Below are 17518 nucleotides of genomic sequence, written 5' to 3'. Positions count from 1 at the left end.
TTTTTCGTTTCCGACGCGGCGGCGCGGCCGCCGCCGACGCTCAACTCACGCGCATGCCAGGCTTCGCGCCGCTATGCGGCTCGAGGATATAGAGGCCCGGCTCGGCCTTCTCGTCGGCCGCCGACGCGGCGAGCACCATCCCTTCGGACACGCCGAACTTCATCTTGCGCGGCGCGAGATTCGCGACCATCACCGTCAGCTTGCCGACGAGATCCTCCGGCCGGTACGCGGACTTGATCCCGGAGAACACGTTGCGGGTTTTTTCCTCGCCGACGTCGAGCGTGAGGCGCAGCAGCTTGTCCGAGCCGTCGACCGCCTCGCACGCGACGATCTTCGCGATCCGCAGATCGATTTTCGCGAAATCGTCGATCGCGATGAACGGCGATGCGTCGCCGGCGGACGCGGCTTTGGCGTCCGTCGCGTCTTTTCCGCCCTTCGCGCTTTTCGCGCCTGCCGCGCTCGCGGCCGCAGCGGCCGCTGCCGCGTTGGCGCCGTCCAGCGATCCGCGGTTCGCGGCGAGCAGCGCATCGATCTGCTTCGGATCGACGCGCGTCATCAGGTGCTGATACGCGCGGATCGGCTGCGCCGACGACAGCGGCTTGTCCGCGTCGGCCCACGCAAGCGGTGCGATGCCGAAGAACGCCTCGACATTTTCCGCGACGCGCGGCAGCACCGGCTTGAGCGCAAGCGACAACAGCCGGAACGCTTCGAGGCTCACGCTGCAGGTCTCGTGCAGTGCGACGGCGTTCGCCGGGTCCTTCGCGAGATCCCACGGTTTCGCGGTATCGACATAGCTGTTGACCGCGTCGGCAAGCTCCATCGTCTGGCGCAGCGCACGGCCGTACTCGCGTGCCTCGTAGTGCGCGGCGATGTGAGGAATCGCCGCGCGCAGCGTTGCGACGAGCGGATGATTCATCGCGCTGTCCTGCACGCGCCCATCGAAGCGCTTGATCAGGAAGCCCGCCGCGCGGCTCGCGATGTTCACGTATTTGCCGACGAGATCGCTGTTCACGCGCGCCTGGAAATCCTCGAGGTTCAGATCGAGATCTTCCATCGTCGCGTTGAGTTTCGCCGCGAAGTAGTAGCGCAGCCATTCTGGGTTCAGGCCCGTGTCGATATAGCTTTGCGCGGTGATGAACGTGCCGCGCGATTTCGACATCTTCGCGCCGTCGACCGTCAGGAAGCCGTGCGCGAACACGTTGGTCGGCGTGCGGTAGCCGGAGAATTCGAGCATCGCGGGCCAGAACAGCGTGTGGAAATACAGGATGTCCTTGCCGATGAAATGGTACTGCTCGGCCGTCGCGCCCTTGCTCACCCACGCGTCGAAATCGATGCCGCGCTGCGCGCACAGATTCTTGAAGCTCGCGTAGTAGCCGACGGGCGCGTCGAGCCACACGTAGAAGTACTTGCCGGGCGCGCCGGGAATCTCGAAGCCGAAGTACGGCGCGTCGCGCGAGATGTCCCAGTCGGCGAGCTTCGCGTCGCCCGCCTCGCCGAGCCATTCGCGCATCTTGTTGATCGCCTCGGGTTGCGCGAGCCCGCTTACCCATTGGCGCAGGAACGCCTCGCAGCGCGGATCGGACAGGCTGAAGAAGTGATGAGTGGAACGCTTGCGCACGGGCGTCGCGCCCGAGACGACCGAGTACGGATTCAGCAATTCGGTCGGCTGATAGGTGCTGCCGCATACTTCGCAGCTATCGCCGTATTGATCCTTCGCGTGGCACTTCGGGCATTCGCCCTTGATGAAGCGATCCGGCAGGAACATTTCCTTGACGGGATCGTATGCCTGCTCGATTTCGCGCTCGGCGATCAGGCCCGCGTCTTTCAATGCAAGATAAATCTTCTCGCTGAGTTCGCGGTTTTCTTGCGAATCGGTCGTGTAGAAATTGTCGAACGAGATCGCGAAGCTGTCGAGATCGCGCTTGTGCTCTTGCCACGCGCGTTCGATCAGTTGCTTCGGCGTGACGCCCGCCTTCTCCGCGCTCAGCATGATGGGCGTGCCGTGCGTATCGTCCGCGCCGATGTAGTACACCTCGTGGCCGTGCATTCGCAGCGCCCGCACCCAGATGTCGGTCTGGATGTACTCGACGAAATGGCCGAGGTGGAGTTGCCCGTTCGCATAGGGCAGCGCGGACGTGACGAGGATCTGGCGGCGGCGTTGCGGCGCGCCGGCCTGCACGGAAGTGAGATCGGATGCGGACATAGGGGGCTGTAAAAGGACTGCGAGGAAAACGTCGGGAAGCAGCGATTCTAGCAGGGTGGCGGCCGGTGTATCGCGGGCTGCGCGCGGCGTGGCGGCGGCGGAGGAGGGCGCGCGGGCCGACTTTGGCGCGCAGTCTCGGCTTGGTGGCCTGGCAGGGCGGTTGGCGGGAGCCGGGAGCGGATACCGGCGCGCCGCATCCGGCGGCCGGCGTGCGAGCCCGTTGCGGATACGGGCGATGCCATGTCCTGTCGCTCTGACGAGATCGAATGGCGTATCGGCTGCGATCGGATTCTAATCGGAAGACGATCCGAAACACGCCCGTGTTTGGCGTTTGGTTCAGGTGCCGGCGTTCAATGCTCGGGCCGGTGCCGATTTCATTCAGAGGCGACGCATAAGCGACGGGGCGCGGTAGAGCGCAATCGATCGATAGATAGGGTTGAAAGAGACGCAATAGTCGGCTGGAACGAATCGCCCGGAGCGAACCGCCATTGAACAGCGCAGGGCTGACCGCACACCGCCATGCGCTTACGAAACGTAATGAAGCGCGTAATAAAGCGGGGCGACGCCGTTGCCGGACAGCCGATGTGTGATGGAAGCGGAAAAGCGGGACGAATGCTGGAAGGCAGCGCCGGTTCGGCGGTGCCCGCACGACTGCGCCGGCTCTCCGGCACCGCGCGGGCCGAGCGGCGGACCGCTGTAAGCACGGCGAAAACGGCAGACAAAAAAAACCGGGGCGAATGCGGCCCCGGAGCAACAACGACAAGAGGAGAATGGTGACGCGCCGGCAGCACCAGCCGCGTACCGTAAAGACAGACTGCGCGGCGCCCGGGAAGTTCGAAAAATTTTTCGATTTGTTACGGGGCGCCGCGAGCGCCTTGGCCGGCGGGCCTCGAGCGCCGCTCTCCAGTGTCCGTGCTTACTGCTGGGCTTGCGGTGCGCGCAGATAGATCTCGACGCGACGGTTTTGCGCCCGGCCTGCTTCGGTCGAGTTATCTGCGATCGGGTTCGATGCGCCCATGCCTTGCGCCGACAGACGGCCCGACGCGACGCCGCGCTGCGCGAGCGCGTTCACGACGCTCTGCGCACGATTTTGCGACAGCGTCTGGTTATGCGCGGCCGAGCCGGTGCTGTCGGTGTAGCCGACGACCGACGCGGTGATCTGCGGGTTCTGGTTCAGCGTCGACGCGAGGTCGTTCAACAGCGGCGTGAACGCGGGCGTCACGGCGTACTGATTGGTCGCGAACGTGACCGAACTCGGCACGTTCAGCTTGAGCGAGCCGTCCGGCTGCTCGGTGACCTGCGTGCCCGTCTGCTGCGCGGACGGCGCGAGCTTGTTCTTGATCGCTTGCCAGTTGTAGCCGGTCACGCCGCCGACGAGCGCACCGACCCCGGCGCCGATCGCCGCGCCCTTGCCGCCGCCCGCCAGTGCGCCGATACCCGCGCCGAGCGCCGCGCCGGTGCCCGTGCCGACTGCCGTGTTGGTACCCTGCTGGGATGCGCAGCCCGCCAGCAATGCGCCGGCGAGGGCGAAGACGGACAAGCGCGTCGCGATTTTGGTATTCATGTTGATTTCCTCTCTGTATTGATTCGACAAGAACAAAAAAAGAACTGCTCTTTCGGCGGGGCGATTCCTGCCAACTGCGCAGCATGCGAGTCTCATGGTTGGCCAGGCATCCGGCGCGGCGGCCGGCCGCTTTCGCGGCATGCCCCGTTCGCCAGGATGGCTGTTCGAACCATGTCCGCCCCAGCCTCTACAATATAGGCGGTATAAAGCCGATGTGGCCCCGAAGTGTGCTGCCCGCGAAGATTGCGCCGCAAGCCGGCTTTACGCAATGGCAGGCAATAAATTTTTTCACTTTTTCCGCTTTCGTCCCCGTTATTTGAATATTCTTTACATTCAAGACACTTCAAGCGTTATTTTCACGGAGTTTTGATGAGTATCGACAGGGCGCTCGTCGACGCCGCACTCGCGGCAGTCGTCGACCCGAACACAGGTCGGCCGTATGCGGCCCACCGCGGTATCCGCAACGTCACGATCGACGGCGACGTGCTCGCCGCCGACGTCGTGCTCGGCTATCCGGCGAAAAGCCAGTTCGACGATGCGCGCGCGCGCATTGCCGCCGCGCTTGCCGCGGTGCCGGGCGTGCGCGATACGCGCATCGGCGTGTCGCAGGAAATTGTTGCGCATGCGGTGCAGCGCGGCGTGCAGCTTTTACCGAACGTGAAGAACATCGTGGCTGTGGCGTCCGGCAAGGGCGGCGTCGGCAAGAGCACGACCGCCGTGAATCTTGCGCTTGCGCTCGCGGCGGAGGGCGCATCGGTGGGCATTCTCGATGCCGACATCTATGGCCCGTCGCTGCCGACGATGCTGGGCGTGCACGAGCGCCCCGAATCGCCCGACGGCAAATCGATGAATCCGCTCGTCGGCCATGGCCTGCAGGCCAACTCGATCGGCTTTCTGGTCGACGAGGACAACCCGATGGTCTGGCGCGGCCCGATGGCGACGTCGGCGCTCGAACAACTGCTGCGCCAGACTGCATGGCGTGATCTCGACTATCTCGTCGTCGACATGCCGCCCGGCACGGGCGACATCCAGTTGACGCTCGCGCAGCGCGTGCCGGTGACGGGTGCGGTGATCGTCACGACGCCGCAGGACATCGCGCTCGTCGATGCGAAAAAGGGCCTCAAGATGTTCGAGAAGGTGAACATTCCGATTCTCGGCATCGTCGAAAACATGAGCATTCACGTGTGTTCGAATTGCGGACACGAGGAACACGTGTTCGGCGCGGGCGGCGCCGAGCGGATGGCGGCGCAATACGGCGTGACCGTGCTCGGCAGCCTGCCGCTCGACATCCGGATTCGCGAGCACGCGGACCGCGGCGCGCCGACCGTCGCCGCGGACCCGCACGGCAAGCTCGCCGGGCGCTACCGCGCGATCGCGCGGGGCGTGGCGATCGCGATCGCCGAGCGGGCACGCGACATGACGTCGAAATTTCCGACGATCGTTGTTCAAAATACGTAAAATGCCGGGCTGGTTTGGGGCCGGGGATGTTGGTAGCGTGGCGAGTCACGGTATCATGACGGCTTTCCCGATGGTCCCCTTTTCTGTCCGGCGTCTTGCCAGTCGATGCATGCCGCCCGGCATGAGGAGCGCATGAAACGACGATTCGACGGCGGGCCAGGCTGGTTTGCGCTGAATGCGCCGCTTGTCCTGGTCGCTTGCGGCCTGCTGGCCGGTTGTACCTCCTTTGGCTCGCCGCGCGACAAGCGCGCCGACGCGCTGCTTCTGCCGACGGTCGGCAGCCAGGCGCGCGGCACCGTCACGCTCGTCGAGCGGCCGGACGGCGTGCAGGTCACGTACAACTTCTCGGGCCTGCCGCCCAATAGTGATCATGCGCTGCAGATCCACGAGCGCGGCGACTGCAACGCCGCCGACGGCTCGAGCGCGGGCCCCGTGTTCGCGCCCGCGGCCGACCGGCTGCGCGCGGGCGCGCGCGTCGGCGGCGATCTCGGCAATATTCATGCTGATGCGAACGGCGTTGCCGCGGGCTTCATCGTCGCGCCCGACGTCGCGCTCGACGGCGTGCGCTCGGTGCTCGGCCGCTCGGTGCTCGTGCATCGCGATCCGGGCGATCCAGCGTTCCCGCAGCACGGCACGGGGCCTGGGCTCGCGTGTGGAGTGGTCAGGCAGTAGGCGCGCGGCCGGTCGCGATCGCGTAAAATGTGCGCCTTTCGTGGCGTCGTGCGGGTTCGACGGCGTTTGTTTCGCGCACTCCCCGTGCTTTTTCCACGCTTTTTCCTCGCTTTTTCCTGTTACGCAGCGTTTCCGGCGCCTTTTTATGAGCATCAAGTCCGACAAGTGGATTCGGCGCATGGCCGAAGAGCACAAGATGATCGAGCCGTTCGTGCCCGATCAGGTTCGCGCGTCCGAGGACGGCCGCAGGATCGTCAGCTACGGGACGTCGAGCTACGGCTACGACATCCGCTGCGCCGACGAATTCAAGATCTTCACGAACATCAATTCGACGATCGTCGATCCGAAGAACTTCGACGAAGGCTCGTTCGTCGATTTCAAGGGCGACGTCTGCATCATTCCGCCGAATTCGTTCGCGCTCGCGCGCACCGTCGAGTATTTCCGCATTCCGCGCACCGTGCTGACCGTCTGCCTCGGCAAGTCCACCTATGCGCGCTGCGGAATCATCGTCAACGTAACGCCGTTCGAACCCGAATGGGAAGGCTACGTGACGCTCGAGTTCTCGAACACGACGCCGCTGCCCGCGAAGATCTATGCGAACGAGGGCGTCGCGCAAGTGCTGTTCTTCGAGAGCGACGAGGTCTGCGACGTGTCGTATGCCGATCGCGGCGGCAAGTATCAAGGGCAGCGCGGTGTCACGCTGCCGAAAACCTGATCTGTTTCGATACCGCCTACCTACTGTCAGTCAGTGACCGGGTGACCGCTGCGCAATCGCGCCGCGGTCGTTCTTTTTGGAGATTCGCCGATGAAGTTTCGTTTTCCCGTCGTCATCATTGACGAAGATTTCCGCTCCGAGAACATCTCGGGCTCCGGCATCCGGGCGCTGGCCGAGGCGATCGAGAAAGAAGGCGTCGAGGTGCTGGGCCTCACGAGCTATGGCGATCTGACGTCGTTTGCGCAGCAGTCGAGCCGTGCGTCGTGCTTCATCCTGTCGCTCGACGACGACGAACTGATGCTCGGCGAACTCGGCCCGGACGGCGAACTGCCCGAGCTTGCGAGCGCGATCATCGCGCTGCGCGCGTTCGTGACCGAAGTGCGCCGCCGCAATGCGGACATCCCGATCTTCCTGTACGGCGAGACGCGCACGTCGCGCCATTTGCCGAACGACATCCTGCGCGAGTTGCACGGCTTCATCCACATGTTCGAGGACACGCCCGAGTTCGTCGCGCGCCACATCATCCGCGAGGCGAAGGTGTATCTCGATTCGCTCGCGCCGCCGTTCTTCAAGGAACTGGTCAAGTACGCGGACGAAGGCTCGTATTCGTGGCACTGCCCCGGCCACTCGGGCGGCGTCGCGTTTCTGAAGAACCCGCTCGGCCAGATGTTTCACCAGTTCTTCGGCGAGAACATGCTGCGCGCGGACGTGTGCAACGCGGTCGACGAGCTTGGCCAGCTGCTCGATCACATCGGGCCCGTCGCGGCGTCCGAGCGCAACGCGGCGCGCATCTTCAGCGCCGATCATCTGTTCTTCGTGACGAACGGCACGTCGACGTCGAACAAGATCGTCTGGCACGCGACGGTAGCGCCGGGCGACATCGTGCTCGTCGATCGCAATTGTCACAAGTCGATCCTGCATGCGATCACGATGACGCACGCGATTCCCGTGTTCCTCACGCCGACGCGCAATCACTTCGGGATCATCGGCCCGATTCCGCGCGACGAGTTCAAGCCCGAGAACATCCGCAAGAAGATCGAGGCGAATCCGTTCGCGCGCGAGGCGCTCAAGCGTAACCCGAACGCCAAGCCGCGCATCCTGACGATCACGCAGAGCACGTATGACGGCGTGGTCTACAACGTCGAGATGATCAAGGATCTGCTCGGCGATCTCGTCGATACGCTGCATTTCGACGAAGCATGGCTGCCGCATGCCGAATTCCATCCGTTCTACCGCGATATGCACGCGATCGGCGCGGACCGGCCGCGCACCGGCGCGCTCGTGTTCGCGACGCATTCGACGCACAAGCTGCTCGCGGGCATCTCGCAGGCGTCGCAGATCGTCGTGCAGGATTCCGAACACCGCACGTTCGACAAGCACCGCTTCAACGAGGCGTACCTGATGCACACGTCGACGAGCCCGCAGTACGCGATCATCGCGTCGTGCGACGTCGCCGCGGCGATGATGGAGCCGCCCGGCGGCACCGCGCTCGTCGAGGAATCGATCGCGGAGGCGATCGACTTTCGCCGCGCGATGCGCAAGGTCGACGCCGAATACGGCGACGACTGGTTCTTCCAGGTCTGGGGCCCGGACGATCTCGCCGAAGAGGGGATCGGCTCGCGCGAGGCGTGGCTGCTTCGCCCGGACGACCATTGGCACGGCTTCGGTCCGCTCGCCGAAGGCTTCAACATGCTCGACCCGATCAAGGCGACGATCATCACGCCGGGCCTGAACGTCGACGGCGAGTTCGGCGAGACGGGCATTCCGGCCGCGATCGTCACCAAGTATCTGGCCGAGCACGGGATCATCGTCGAGAAGACCGGGCTGTACTCGTTCTTCATCATGTTTACGATCGGCATCACGAAGGGTCGCTGGAACTCGATGGTCACCGAGCTGCAGCAGTTCAAGGACGATTACGACAACAACCAGCCGCTCTGGCGCGTGCTGCCGGAGTTCGTCGCGCAGTATCCGATCTACGAGCGCGTCGGCCTGCGCGATCTGTGCACGCAGATCCACGACGTCTATCGCGCCAACGACATCGCGCGCCTGACGACCGAGATGTACCTGTCGGACATGGAGCCGGCGATGAAGCCGTCCGACGCGTTCGCGAAGCTCGCGCACCGCGAGATCGACCGCGTGCCGCTCGACGAACTCGAAGGCCGCGTGACGAGCATTCTGCTCACGCCGTATCCGCCCGGCATTCCGCTGCTGATTCCGGGCGAGCGCTTCAACCGGACGATCGTCGACTACCTGCGCTTCGCACGCGATTTCAACGCGCGCTTCCCAGGGTTCCATACCGACATCCACGGGCTCGTTGCGGAAGAGGTCAACGCGCGCATCGAGTATTACGTCGACTGCGTGCGTCCCTGATGATGGCGCGGCTCGGCAGAACGTGGGCGCGCTGGGCCGCCGCCGTGCTGGCCGGATGGCTGCTCGCGGGGGCGGCGCGCGCGGAGGTCAGCGCGGCCGATCCGATCGACGTCGCGATGCGGCAGTGTCTCGCGCGCCGCGATCGCTCGTCGACCGCCGGTCAAATTCAATGCATGGACGACGCGCAGCAGAAGTGGCTCGTCGAAGTCGATAACGCCTACGCGCGCGTCGAGAAGATCGCGCCTGCCGACAAGCGGCGCGGCTGGCAGGAGAGCCAGCGCCGCTGGCTCGAATGGCGCAAGGACGAATCGCACCTGGTGCATGCCGTCTACGAGACGACGCAAGGCACGGCGTACCTGATGGCGAGCGCCGACATGCGGTTGCAGCCGGTGCGCGACCGCGCGCTCGCGCTGCGCGATGCGGCCGAGCGCTACGCGCAGCAGGCGGCCGGCCGGCATGCGCAAGCGGGCGGCGGCAAGCGTGGCGGGCGGCGCGTGCAGCCGTGTTCGCGCGATGCGGCGTGCGAGCACGCGCTGTTCGATATGAACCGCTATTACACGAAGCTGCGGACGCGGATGCCCGCCGCGTCGCTGCCGACGCTCGGGGCGGCGCAGCGCGCGTGGGTCGCGTTTCGCGATGCGACGACGCCGCTCGTCGGCGCGGACGAGCGCGTCGATCTGATCGGCGCGCGCGTCGCGACGCTCAAGCGGCTGTCGGAGACGGTGAACAACCGGGCAGCGCCGGCCAGTGCGGGACCGGGCGGCGCGCCCGGCGCTTAAAGCCCCTTTTTGATGATCCCGCCGGCGCCGAGCTCCATCAATCCGGCGCCGATGAATACGCCGGCGCCGTAGGCCACGCCGGTCGTGCCCTCCCACGCGGCAACCCAGGTGATGGCGCCCAGCAACGCGATGATCACGTAAAGCACGATCGAGAACAGCCGCAACCATAGATTATCTTCGATCGCCGCGAGCCCGCCTTGCTTGACCTTGGAGTAGAGGCTTTGCAACGTCGCCCATGAGAACGCGCCGACGGTGCCGAGCAGGAATCCCGCGACGGCCCGGTAGACCCAGACCGGTGCGTGAATGCGGATCGTTTCGGCCAGTGGGAAGAGGATGAGAATCAGAAGCAGGCTGATGAACGCGCAGGCGAGTTCTTGCGGCGCGGGTTGTGGTTTGGCCATTGGCGCCCCCGTATGGTCTTTGATGTGGTTGGATGTCGGACGCTCGATGCGAACAGCGTCTCTGTGCTGGATGATGCGGCGTCAATTATGTCGGGGCGGCCGGGGGGCGGGCAAGATGATCTTGGCGACGCACGCCGGAGGTTCCGCGGCGCGCGATGCGCGTTTGTCGCGCAGCGCGGTGGGCGCGGTATCGGCCGGCGGCAACCGAGACAAAATAAGCGCGCCAATAAACGACAAAGGCGGGCGTCTTGCGACGTCCGCCTTTGTTTTGGTGGGGGCGATCCGCGACGGTGGCCGCGCGGGTTACTCGCCGACTGCGCTGGTTGCGCTGGCTACGCCGAGTGCCGCGCGCGCCGCCTTCGCCGCCGCGCGCACCTGATCCGGCGCGGTGCCGCCCGGATGATTGCGGCTCGCGACCGAGCCTTCGAGCGTCAAATAGCCGAATACGTCGTCGCCGATCAGATGTGCGACGTTCGGCAACTCGCGCTTCATCTCGTCGATCGACAGATCGGCGAGATCGCAACCGCGCGCTTCGCACACCTTCACCGCGTGCGCGACCGCCTCGTGCGCGTCGCGGAACGGCAGCCCGCGCTTGACGAGGTAGTCGGCCAGATCGGTTGCGGTCGCGAAGCCTTGCAGCGCGGCCGCACGCATCGCGTCCGGCTTCACTTTGATGCCGGGCACCATTTCCGCGAAAATCCGCAGCGTGTCCGCGATGGTGTCGACCGTGTCGAACAGCGGCTCCTTGTCTTCCTGATTGTCCTTGTTGTACGTGAGCGGCTGGCCCTTCATCAACGTGAGCAGCGCGACCAGATGGCCGTTCACGCGGCCGGTCTTGCCGCGCGCGAGTTCGGCGACGTCCGGATTCTTCTTCTGCGGCATGATCGAGCTGCCGGTGCAGAAGCGGTCGGCGAGATCGATGAAGCCCACGCGCGGGCTCATCCACAGCACGAGTTCTTCGGAAAAGCGCGACACGTGCGTCATCACGAGTGAGGCCGCGGCCGTGAATTCGATCGCGAAATCGCGGTCGGACACGGCGTCGAGCGAGTTCGCGCAAATGCCGTCGAAGCCGAGCGCTTTTGCGACTGCGTGGCGGTCGATCGGGTAGCTGGTGCCCGCGAGCGCGGCCGCGCCGAGCGGCAGGCGGTTCACGCGCGCGCGGCAGTCGCGCATGCGTTCGGCGTCGCGCGAGAACATCTCGACATACGCGAGCAGGTGATGGCCGAACGTGACGGGCTGCGCGACCTGCAAGTGCGTGAAGCCGGGCAGGATCGTGTCCGCGTGCTGCTCGGCAAGATCGATCAGCGCGCGGCGCAGATCGGTCAGCAACGTGCCGATCCGGTCGATCTCGCCGCGCAGCCACAGGCGGATGTCGGTCGCGACCTGGTCGTTGCGCGAGCGGCCGGTGTGCAGCCGCTTGCCGGCATCGCCGATCAACGCGGTCAAGCGCGCCTCGATGTTCAGATGGACGTCCTCGAGATCGAGCTGCCATTCGAATTCGCCGCGCTCGATTTCGCCGCGGATCTGCGCCATGCCGCGTTCGATCGCGGCGAGATCGTCGGCGCTGATGATCTTCTGCGCGGCGAGCATGCCGGCGTGTGCGAGCGAGCCGGCGATATCGACGAGCGCGAGGCGCTTGTCGAAAAATACCGACGACGTGTAGCGCTTGACAAGCTCGGACATCGGTTCCGAGAAGCGAGCCGACCAGGCCTCGCCCTTTTTATGCAATTGGGACGTCATGGCGAATCGTGAGAGAGCGGAGTGAGACGGCGCGTGCCGCGGGGATTGGATAGACAAAACGATAGACCATTCTAGCATTCGCGCGGCGGCGCAGCGGCCGCGGGCGGTGGCTTGGCGGCGCGGCGGCCGTTCGCGGTGGCGCGGTGCGCGGTGCGGGGCGTGTGGTGTGCGAGGCGTGTATGGCGTGCGCAGCGTGCGCGTCGCCTCTGGCATGCGCGACGCGGCGCGGCCGAGGTCTGAGCGTGCGGCCCGCGTGCAGCCGGCGGATCGCGCGTTTGGTCGCGCGTGCGGCCGCGCCGCTACTTCAGATCGCAGGTGAGCGGCCCGATCGTCGGCGGTGCGCCGTCGGCGGGGCGCGTGTAATCGAACGAGACCGTGCAACGCTTGCCGCCCGCCTCGATGTCCAAGTGATTGACGGGCGCCAGCGCGCTGACGAACGTGAGCCCGTCATAGCCGACGATCGTGCGCGTTGCGCTTTCCCGATGCGTGACCGTGAGCCCCGGCGGCAGCGGTGCGCCGGCCGCATCGCGCAGCGCGATCGACGCCGATTGCTCGCGCGCGATCGCGAAACGCGCGAGCACGCCGGAGCGCGATTGCGGCACGATGGTTTGCGTCGTGGCGGATACGCGCGCATCGAGCGGCAGCTTTAGCGCATCGATGCCGATCCGGTTGTTCTGGTACGCGTTCAGATCCGGGATCAGCAAATGGCCGTTGCGGTCGGTCGCGCCGATCACCCGATTCTCATGCAGCACCGGCACGCCCGCCGACGCGTCGGTCGAAACGAGCGCGAAGCCGTCGTCGATACGGCGCGACAGAAGCGCGTTGCCGTCCATCAGCACGATCGCGCCCGTGACGTCGAGCGCGGCATTGTGCTGGCCCGCGACGGTTTGCGCGAGCGCCGTCACTTCGCCGGCCCGGCCGAGGTACTGCGCCTGGGCTTGCGCGTAGCGCGTGCCGCCCGCGTCGCCGGCCTGCGCAGCCCAGCCGAAGCCGCCGCCATAGTCGGGCGCGCGCGTCGCGCTCAGGCTGTAGGCGGCCTTGCCGTTCTGCCGGCCGGCGTTAGCATTGAGCGACGTGCGATTGCCGAGCGACACGTTCAGGCTGACGAACACGCCGTTCGAGTCGTGCTGACGGAAATCGCGAAACGCGCTGATGCTGATCGACGAGAGGCCGCCGATGCTCGCCGAATACGCCACGGAACCGATGCGCGAGGCCCGTGTGCCGGGATACTTGAAGCCGACGTAGCTGAGCGCGAAAGTCTGCGCATGCGCGAGCGGCAGCGACAACGTGACGCGATCGGTCGCGCTCGGCACCGGCGTGCCGTCGCGCGCGGCGAGGTCGCCGTAGCGCGCGAACGCGCGCAACGTCGCGGCGTCGATTGACCAGCGCGGCTGGATGAGCTGATAGCCGAGGCCGACCTGTGTGCCGGCGAGCCGCCCGGTGCTTTGCGCGACCGATGCGCTTGCGACGCCCGCGCCGCCCACGCGCGTGAGCGCGCCTGCGCCTGCGCTGTAAAGTCCGGGCGTCGCCTGTGCGTAAGCTTCGAGCGTCAGACGGTCGTTCACGCCGTAGCGCAGCGTGGCGCTCGCGGCCGGGCGGCTCGCGTAGTCGAACGAGCGCAGCCCCCATGCGCGCCGCAGGAAGCCGGCCTCGACCGAGTAGCTGGAGAGGCCGGCGGCGAGCAGCCGCGTATCGACGTAAAGCGGCATCGACGTCGCGATGGTGCGTCCGAGCGCGTCGTGCGTGATGACGGTCGCGTTGCCCGCGCCGGTGATGCCGGGCACGCTGTTGATGACGAACGGGCCGCTCGGCACGTCGCCGCTGAATTGACGCACGCCGTTCACATACAGGTCGACGCTCGACGGCACGACGGCCGTGCCTGCGAGCGCCGGCACCGGAAACGTCACGAGATCCGGGCGCAGCGCGAAATTGCTGCGCCATTGCCAGCCGCCGATACGCAGCGAGCGGGTCCATGCGAGCGACGACGAGATCGTGTCGCCGATTTGCATCGTGCTCAGCGAAGCCGGATTGGACCGGCTCCACGACGTGTCGTAGCGTGTATAGCGCTGCCCGGCGTGCTGGAACGCGGCGACGCCCGTGCTGCTGAACACGCCCGCGGGATCGAAGTAGCGCGCCTCATGCCAGAGCGCGGCGCTCGCGCCGCCCGCCGTCTGCGTGTAGAGATCGTAGTTCAGCACGACGCCCCGGCCGGCGCTCGCGGGCGGGCTTGGCGCGAGCGCGCGCGTGTCGAGCGTGTGCGGGATGCGCAGCGCATCGGGGACGACGAGCGCCATTGTCTGCCGGGTGGCGTCGTAACGGTAGCGCAGGCCGTCCAGCGCATCGAGTGCGACGAGTGCGTTCGCCGGCTGCCGCAAGCGCGACGTGGCGATGCCGAGGTCGTTCAGGTCGTCCTCGCTCGCGAAGGCGCGGCCGTCGACGATCGCGAAATGGACGATCAGATGCGTCGGTTCGCCGTTCAGCGATACGTCGAGATACAGGTCGTTCGCGGGCGCGGCACCGGCTGCGGGCGCGGGATCGTCGGCGCGGCGGGGGAGCGCCGAGGTGCTCGGCTGCGCCGGGGATCGCGTATCGGCCGCGGCTGGCGGCGCCCATTCGCCCGACGTGTACGCAGAGGCGGCACGCGCGGCGGCTGCGTCCGGTGCGCGCGCTTGCGGCGGCGCGTTGCGGCTCTGCGCGCGTGCCGCCTGGTCCGGCGCCATCGCGCAGAGCACGATGGCCAATTCGACGAGCCGTCGATGCCGTGCGGATTGCGTCGAACGGTGCGTGGGGCGGTCAGTCGGCACGTTCGGGCGATAGGTGAGTGCGCGTGGCCCGGCCGGCGTCAATCAGCGCGGGTCCACGTCGGCCTGCGTCGGTTGCGTGTTGACCGTGGCCCGCACCTGGCGAATGCGCGGCGCGGCCTGCGCCGCGTCGACGCTCAACGGCCATTGCCGCATGCTGCCCGCGAGCGCGTAGCCGAGGAGGCCCGGCGCGACGTCGTGGGTCCGGCCCGCGTCGTCGACGAGCTGCACGGCTGCGATCTGCGCGTGGCGCCCGCCATCGTTCGTCACGCGCAGCAGCCAACCGGCCGGTTCGCGCACGAGGTGCCAGGTCAGCTTGGGCGGCGTAAGCGCGGCGTCGGGCTCGACGAATACCGGAATCGAATAGCGCAGCCGGATCGCGATGCCGTTGACCACCGGCGCATCGGGCGTGGGCAGTTCGTCGATCAACACGCGATAGCTCTCTTCGCGCAGCGGCTTGTCGCGGGCGAGCCGCACGAGCCGCACCAGTTGCTCGCCGTGCGTGCCGATCTGCACGAGCGGCGGGCTAGCGGCGAGCCCAGGGGCGGGCGTGAGCACGTCGTCGCCTTGGTCCTGGCTCCACTGGTAGGTGCGCACTTGGCCGTAGATCGGCCGTGCGCCGGGATTGCGCAGTGTGATGCCGGTGGCCGGGGTGTCGGCGCTCAGCTCGACGGTGACGGGCGAGATCTGCAGCGTCGCGGCGCGCGCGCACGCTGCAGCGGCCAGCGCGGCAATGGCGGCGAGCGCGACGAGAGGCGCGCCGACGCGTCGGCGGAGGAGCGTCGTCACGGCCGCTTAGAAGTAGACGGTCGCGGTAACGGTGGTTTGATAGAGATCGGGCTTGGGCGTCGCCTGGGACGGCACCTGGCCGTAGACGGTCAGCGTCTGCGCCGAGCCGGTGCCGGTGCCGCCTACCGTGTTGGTGCCTTGGGTGTTGCCCCAGACCGTCGTGTGGCCGGCGTCCTGATACAGCTGGAAGTCGACGAGCGTGCCGGTATTGCCGGTCGAGGTGCCGGCGAGCAGCCGGGTGGCGACGGTCGAGCCGCTCACGTTGCCTGCGTCGAGCCCGACGTTGTAAGGCGTCGTATTCGAACACGTGACGGACAGCGTCGTCGTTTGGTTGACGGCGGACGCGAGTATGCCGTTCGTGCCGAACGACAGCGGGTTCGCGGAAATCGTGCAGTTCGCCTGGATCGTCAGCGACACGGTAAACGTCGCCGTGGCGGTGCCGTTCGAATAGACGGCCGCTGCCGCAGGCCGGAACGACGGCGCGGCGGCAAGCAGCAGGGCGGCGGCAACAGACGTCGGAATGCGTGGGCGAAAGCGCATGGCGTTGTGACTCCCGTAGACAAGGGTTTTTTTATGCTGTCGCACGATCAGGATACCGAACAGCTTCCGATGAGCTTACGGCGGCTGGCTCCGTTAGCTTTTAATAATAAAGTTACTCGATAAATTAGCGCGAAACAAAGGGAAAATATCTGAATGCGCTTGGGAAATAAACCTAAGTATTAATCCTGATCGGAGTAATGGTTCCATCCTTTGTTGCTTGATCGTGCGTCATTCATGCTTCGGTGCACGCGACGATACGTCGAGGCCGGATTGGTTTAGGCCGAATCGCGGCCGCAGGTCGTCGAGTTGCGTTTATTGGGCGCATCGAATAAAAAGCAGCATGATGCATTTCAATAAGTCATTGGATTGACCTGCGCCGGCGCGCGAGCAAGCACGTGTGCGAAATCAATCAGGATTTCAAAACCGATATGACATTCGAAATCAAATGGCGGCGCATCGGGCGATGCGTGCTCGCGATATGCGCGGCGCTGCTGCTTGCCGGGCCCTGGGCCGCCGCGCGCGCCGAGACGTGTTCGGTGAGCGCGCCCGCGCCGGACTTCGGCTCGGTGAATCCGATTGCGCTGACGGCAGTGCCGACGAGCGCGACGATGACCATCACCTGCACGTGGTCGGCCGTCACGCTGACGCCGAACGTGCTCGTCTGCCTGAATCTCGGCGGTACGCCGCCGCGCTATTTGACGAACGGCACGAACCAGATGCTGTACGACTTGTATCAGGATGCCGGCCATACGCAGAGTTGGGGCGCGGTCTCCGCCGGCACGACGCCGATTTCCGCGACGCTGGTGAAGCCGTTGCTCGGCACGACGGCGAACGCGACCGTCACGGTCTATGGCCAGATCGCCGCGAACCAACCCACCGTGCCGACGGTAGGCAATGCGAACACCGTGTATGCGCAGAGCTTCGCCGGCAATCAGACGTCGCTCAGCTACAGCTTCTATACGCTTGCGCCGACGCCGTGCGCATCGCAGACATCGGCCGGCACGTTTGCGTTCACGGCGACGGCCACGGTCGTCAATGATTGCTTCATCAATGCGACCAATGTTGCGTTCGGCACGGCTGGCGTGATCAGCGGCGCGTTGACTGCCACGGGCACGCTCACGGTGCAATGCACGAACGGCGATGCGTTCCGGATCGCACTGAACGGCGGCGCGAGCGGCAACGTGGCGGTGCGGGCGATGCAGCGCACGGGGGGAGGCGCGCAGATCGGCTATCAGCTTTATCTGGATGCCGGCCATGCGGCGGCGTGGGGCGACGGCACGGCCGGCACGTCGATGGCCACCGGAACAGGCAGCGGCGTTGCGCAGACGTTGACCATCTATGGGCAGGTGCCCGCGCAGACAACGCCCGCGCCAGGCAGCTACAGCGATACGATCACCGCGACGATCGCGTTCTGAGCCGCAGGGCCGTGGCCCGCCGGCGCATGCTTGGGGCGCCGCGGCGTTGTGCGTGACGCGGATCGCGGATC

13 protein-coding genes are annotated in these 17518 nt (G+C 66.2%); 6 read left to right on the top strand and 7 right to left on the bottom strand.

What is annotated here, in order from left to right:
- Positions 1-40: 40 nt before the first annotated feature.
- Together metG and AQ611_RS13865 are read right to left on the bottom strand one after the other, a co-directional pair.
- The gene (metG, locus tag AQ611_RS13870; protein ID WP_069234846.1) at positions 41-2203 is read right to left on the bottom strand and encodes a methionine--tRNA ligase; all 2163 of its coding nucleotides are present in this window, start codon (positions 2201-2203) and stop codon (positions 41-43) included.
- Positions 2204-3119: 916 nt separating this feature from the next.
- Entirely contained in the window at positions 3120-3767 is a 648-nt protein-coding gene (locus AQ611_RS13865) for a YiaD family glycine zipper/OmpA-like lipoprotein (RefSeq protein ID WP_059520588.1), read from the bottom strand.
- Positions 3768-4136: 369 nt separating this feature from the next.
- On the opposite strand from AQ611_RS13865, the gene apbC reads away from it, so the two are divergent.
- The 5 genes from apbC to AQ611_RS13840 all read left to right on the top strand — a co-directional run bounded on the left by apbC (position 4137) and on the right by AQ611_RS13840 (position 9761).
- Entirely contained in the window at positions 4137-5225 is a 1089-nt protein-coding gene (gene apbC, locus AQ611_RS13860; RefSeq protein ID WP_059520388.1) for an iron-sulfur cluster carrier protein ApbC, read from the top strand.
- A 132-nt stretch (positions 5226-5357) separates the two neighbouring features.
- Positions 5358-5897, top strand: a complete 540-nt coding sequence (locus tag AQ611_RS13855) for a superoxide dismutase family protein (protein ID WP_059520587.1) — start codon at positions 5358-5360, stop codon at positions 5895-5897.
- 145 nt (positions 5898-6042) lie between these two features.
- Positions 6043-6612, top strand: coding sequence for a dCTP deaminase (gene dcd, locus AQ611_RS13850; protein WP_006398615.1), 570 nt, complete (start codon positions 6043-6045; stop codon positions 6610-6612).
- A gap of 90 nt (positions 6613-6702) precedes the next feature.
- A complete protein-coding gene (locus AQ611_RS13845; RefSeq protein WP_059520387.1) occupies positions 6703-8982 on the top strand; it encodes an arginine/lysine/ornithine decarboxylase in 2280 nt (759 codons plus the stop codon).
- Between the two features lie 2 nt (positions 8983-8984).
- On the top strand, positions 8985-9761 hold the full coding sequence (locus tag AQ611_RS13840; protein WP_069234845.1) for a lysozyme inhibitor LprI family protein: 777 nt from the start codon (positions 8985-8987) through the stop codon (positions 9759-9761).
- Here the strand turns inward: AQ611_RS13840 and AQ611_RS13835 are convergent.
- The 5 genes from AQ611_RS13835 to AQ611_RS13815 form a co-directional block, all read right to left on the bottom strand.
- The gene (locus AQ611_RS13835) at positions 9758-10162 is read right to left on the bottom strand and encodes a hypothetical protein (RefSeq protein ID WP_059520385.1); all 405 of its coding nucleotides are present in this window, start codon (positions 10160-10162) and stop codon (positions 9758-9760) included. The genes AQ611_RS13840 and AQ611_RS13835 overlap by 4 nt on opposite strands.
- A 303-nt stretch (positions 10163-10465) precedes the next feature.
- Positions 10466-11902 (bottom strand): argininosuccinate lyase, encoded by a 1437-nt coding sequence (argH, locus tag AQ611_RS13830; protein WP_069234844.1) that lies wholly within the window; start codon positions 11900-11902, stop codon positions 10466-10468.
- Between the two features lie 299 nt (positions 11903-12201).
- Entirely contained in the window at positions 12202-14706 is a 2505-nt protein-coding gene (locus AQ611_RS13825) for a fimbria/pilus outer membrane usher protein (RefSeq protein WP_069234843.1), read from the bottom strand.
- A 42-nt stretch (positions 14707-14748) separates the two neighbouring features.
- Entirely contained in the window at positions 14749-15438 is a 690-nt protein-coding gene (locus AQ611_RS13820) for a fimbrial biogenesis chaperone (protein ID WP_231935974.1), read from the bottom strand.
- Between the two features lie 60 nt (positions 15439-15498).
- Positions 15499-16032, bottom strand: coding sequence for a Csu type fimbrial protein (locus tag AQ611_RS13815; protein WP_059520383.1), 534 nt, complete (start codon positions 16030-16032; stop codon positions 15499-15501).
- A 428-nt stretch (positions 16033-16460) separates the two neighbouring features.
- Between AQ611_RS13815 and AQ611_RS13810 the strand changes: the two genes are divergently transcribed.
- On the top strand, positions 16461-17447 hold the full coding sequence (locus AQ611_RS13810) for a Csu type fimbrial protein (RefSeq protein WP_069235309.1): 987 nt from the start codon (positions 16461-16463) through the stop codon (positions 17445-17447).
- The last annotated feature ends 71 nt before the right edge of the window (positions 17448-17518 follow it).

Source organism: Burkholderia singularis, assembly GCF_001718875.1.
GTDB lineage: Bacteria > Pseudomonadota > Gammaproteobacteria > Burkholderiales > Burkholderiaceae > Burkholderia > Burkholderia singularis.
Note: the sequence above shows the minus strand (reverse complement) of the source record. Positions and strands in the feature narration are given on the sequence as shown.

Bases quoted from the DNA above. Each gene is read 5' to 3' on its own strand.
- metG (WP_069234846.1), bottom strand. From the start codon at position 2,203: ATGTCCGCATCCGATCTCACTTCCGTGCAGGCCGGCGCGCCGCAACGC.
- AQ611_RS13865 (WP_059520588.1), bottom strand. From the start codon at position 3,767: ATGAATACCAAAATCGCGACGCGCTTGTCCGTCTTCGCCCTCGCCGGC.
- apbC (WP_059520388.1), top strand. From the start codon at position 4,137: ATGAGTATCGACAGGGCGCTCGTCGACGCCGCACTCGCGGCAGTCGTC.
- AQ611_RS13855 (WP_059520587.1), top strand. From the start codon at position 5,358: ATGAAACGACGATTCGACGGCGGGCCAGGCTGGTTTGCGCTGAATGCG.
- dcd (WP_006398615.1), top strand. From the start codon at position 6,043: ATGAGCATCAAGTCCGACAAGTGGATTCGGCGCATGGCCGAAGAGCAC.
- AQ611_RS13845 (WP_059520387.1), top strand. From the start codon at position 6,703: ATGAAGTTTCGTTTTCCCGTCGTCATCATTGACGAAGATTTCCGCTCC.
- AQ611_RS13840 (WP_069234845.1), top strand. From the start codon at position 8,985: ATGGCGCGGCTCGGCAGAACGTGGGCGCGCTGGGCCGCCGCCGTGCTG.
- AQ611_RS13835 (WP_059520385.1), bottom strand. From the start codon at position 10,162: ATGGCCAAACCACAACCCGCGCCGCAAGAACTCGCCTGCGCGTTCATC.
- argH (WP_069234844.1), bottom strand. From the start codon at position 11,902: ATGACGTCCCAATTGCATAAAAAGGGCGAGGCCTGGTCGGCTCGCTTC.
- AQ611_RS13815 (WP_059520383.1), bottom strand. From the start codon at position 16,032: ATGCGCTTTCGCCCACGCATTCCGACGTCTGTTGCCGCCGCCCTGCTG.
- AQ611_RS13810 (WP_069235309.1), top strand. From the start codon at position 16,461: ATGACATTCGAAATCAAATGGCGGCGCATCGGGCGATGCGTGCTCGCG.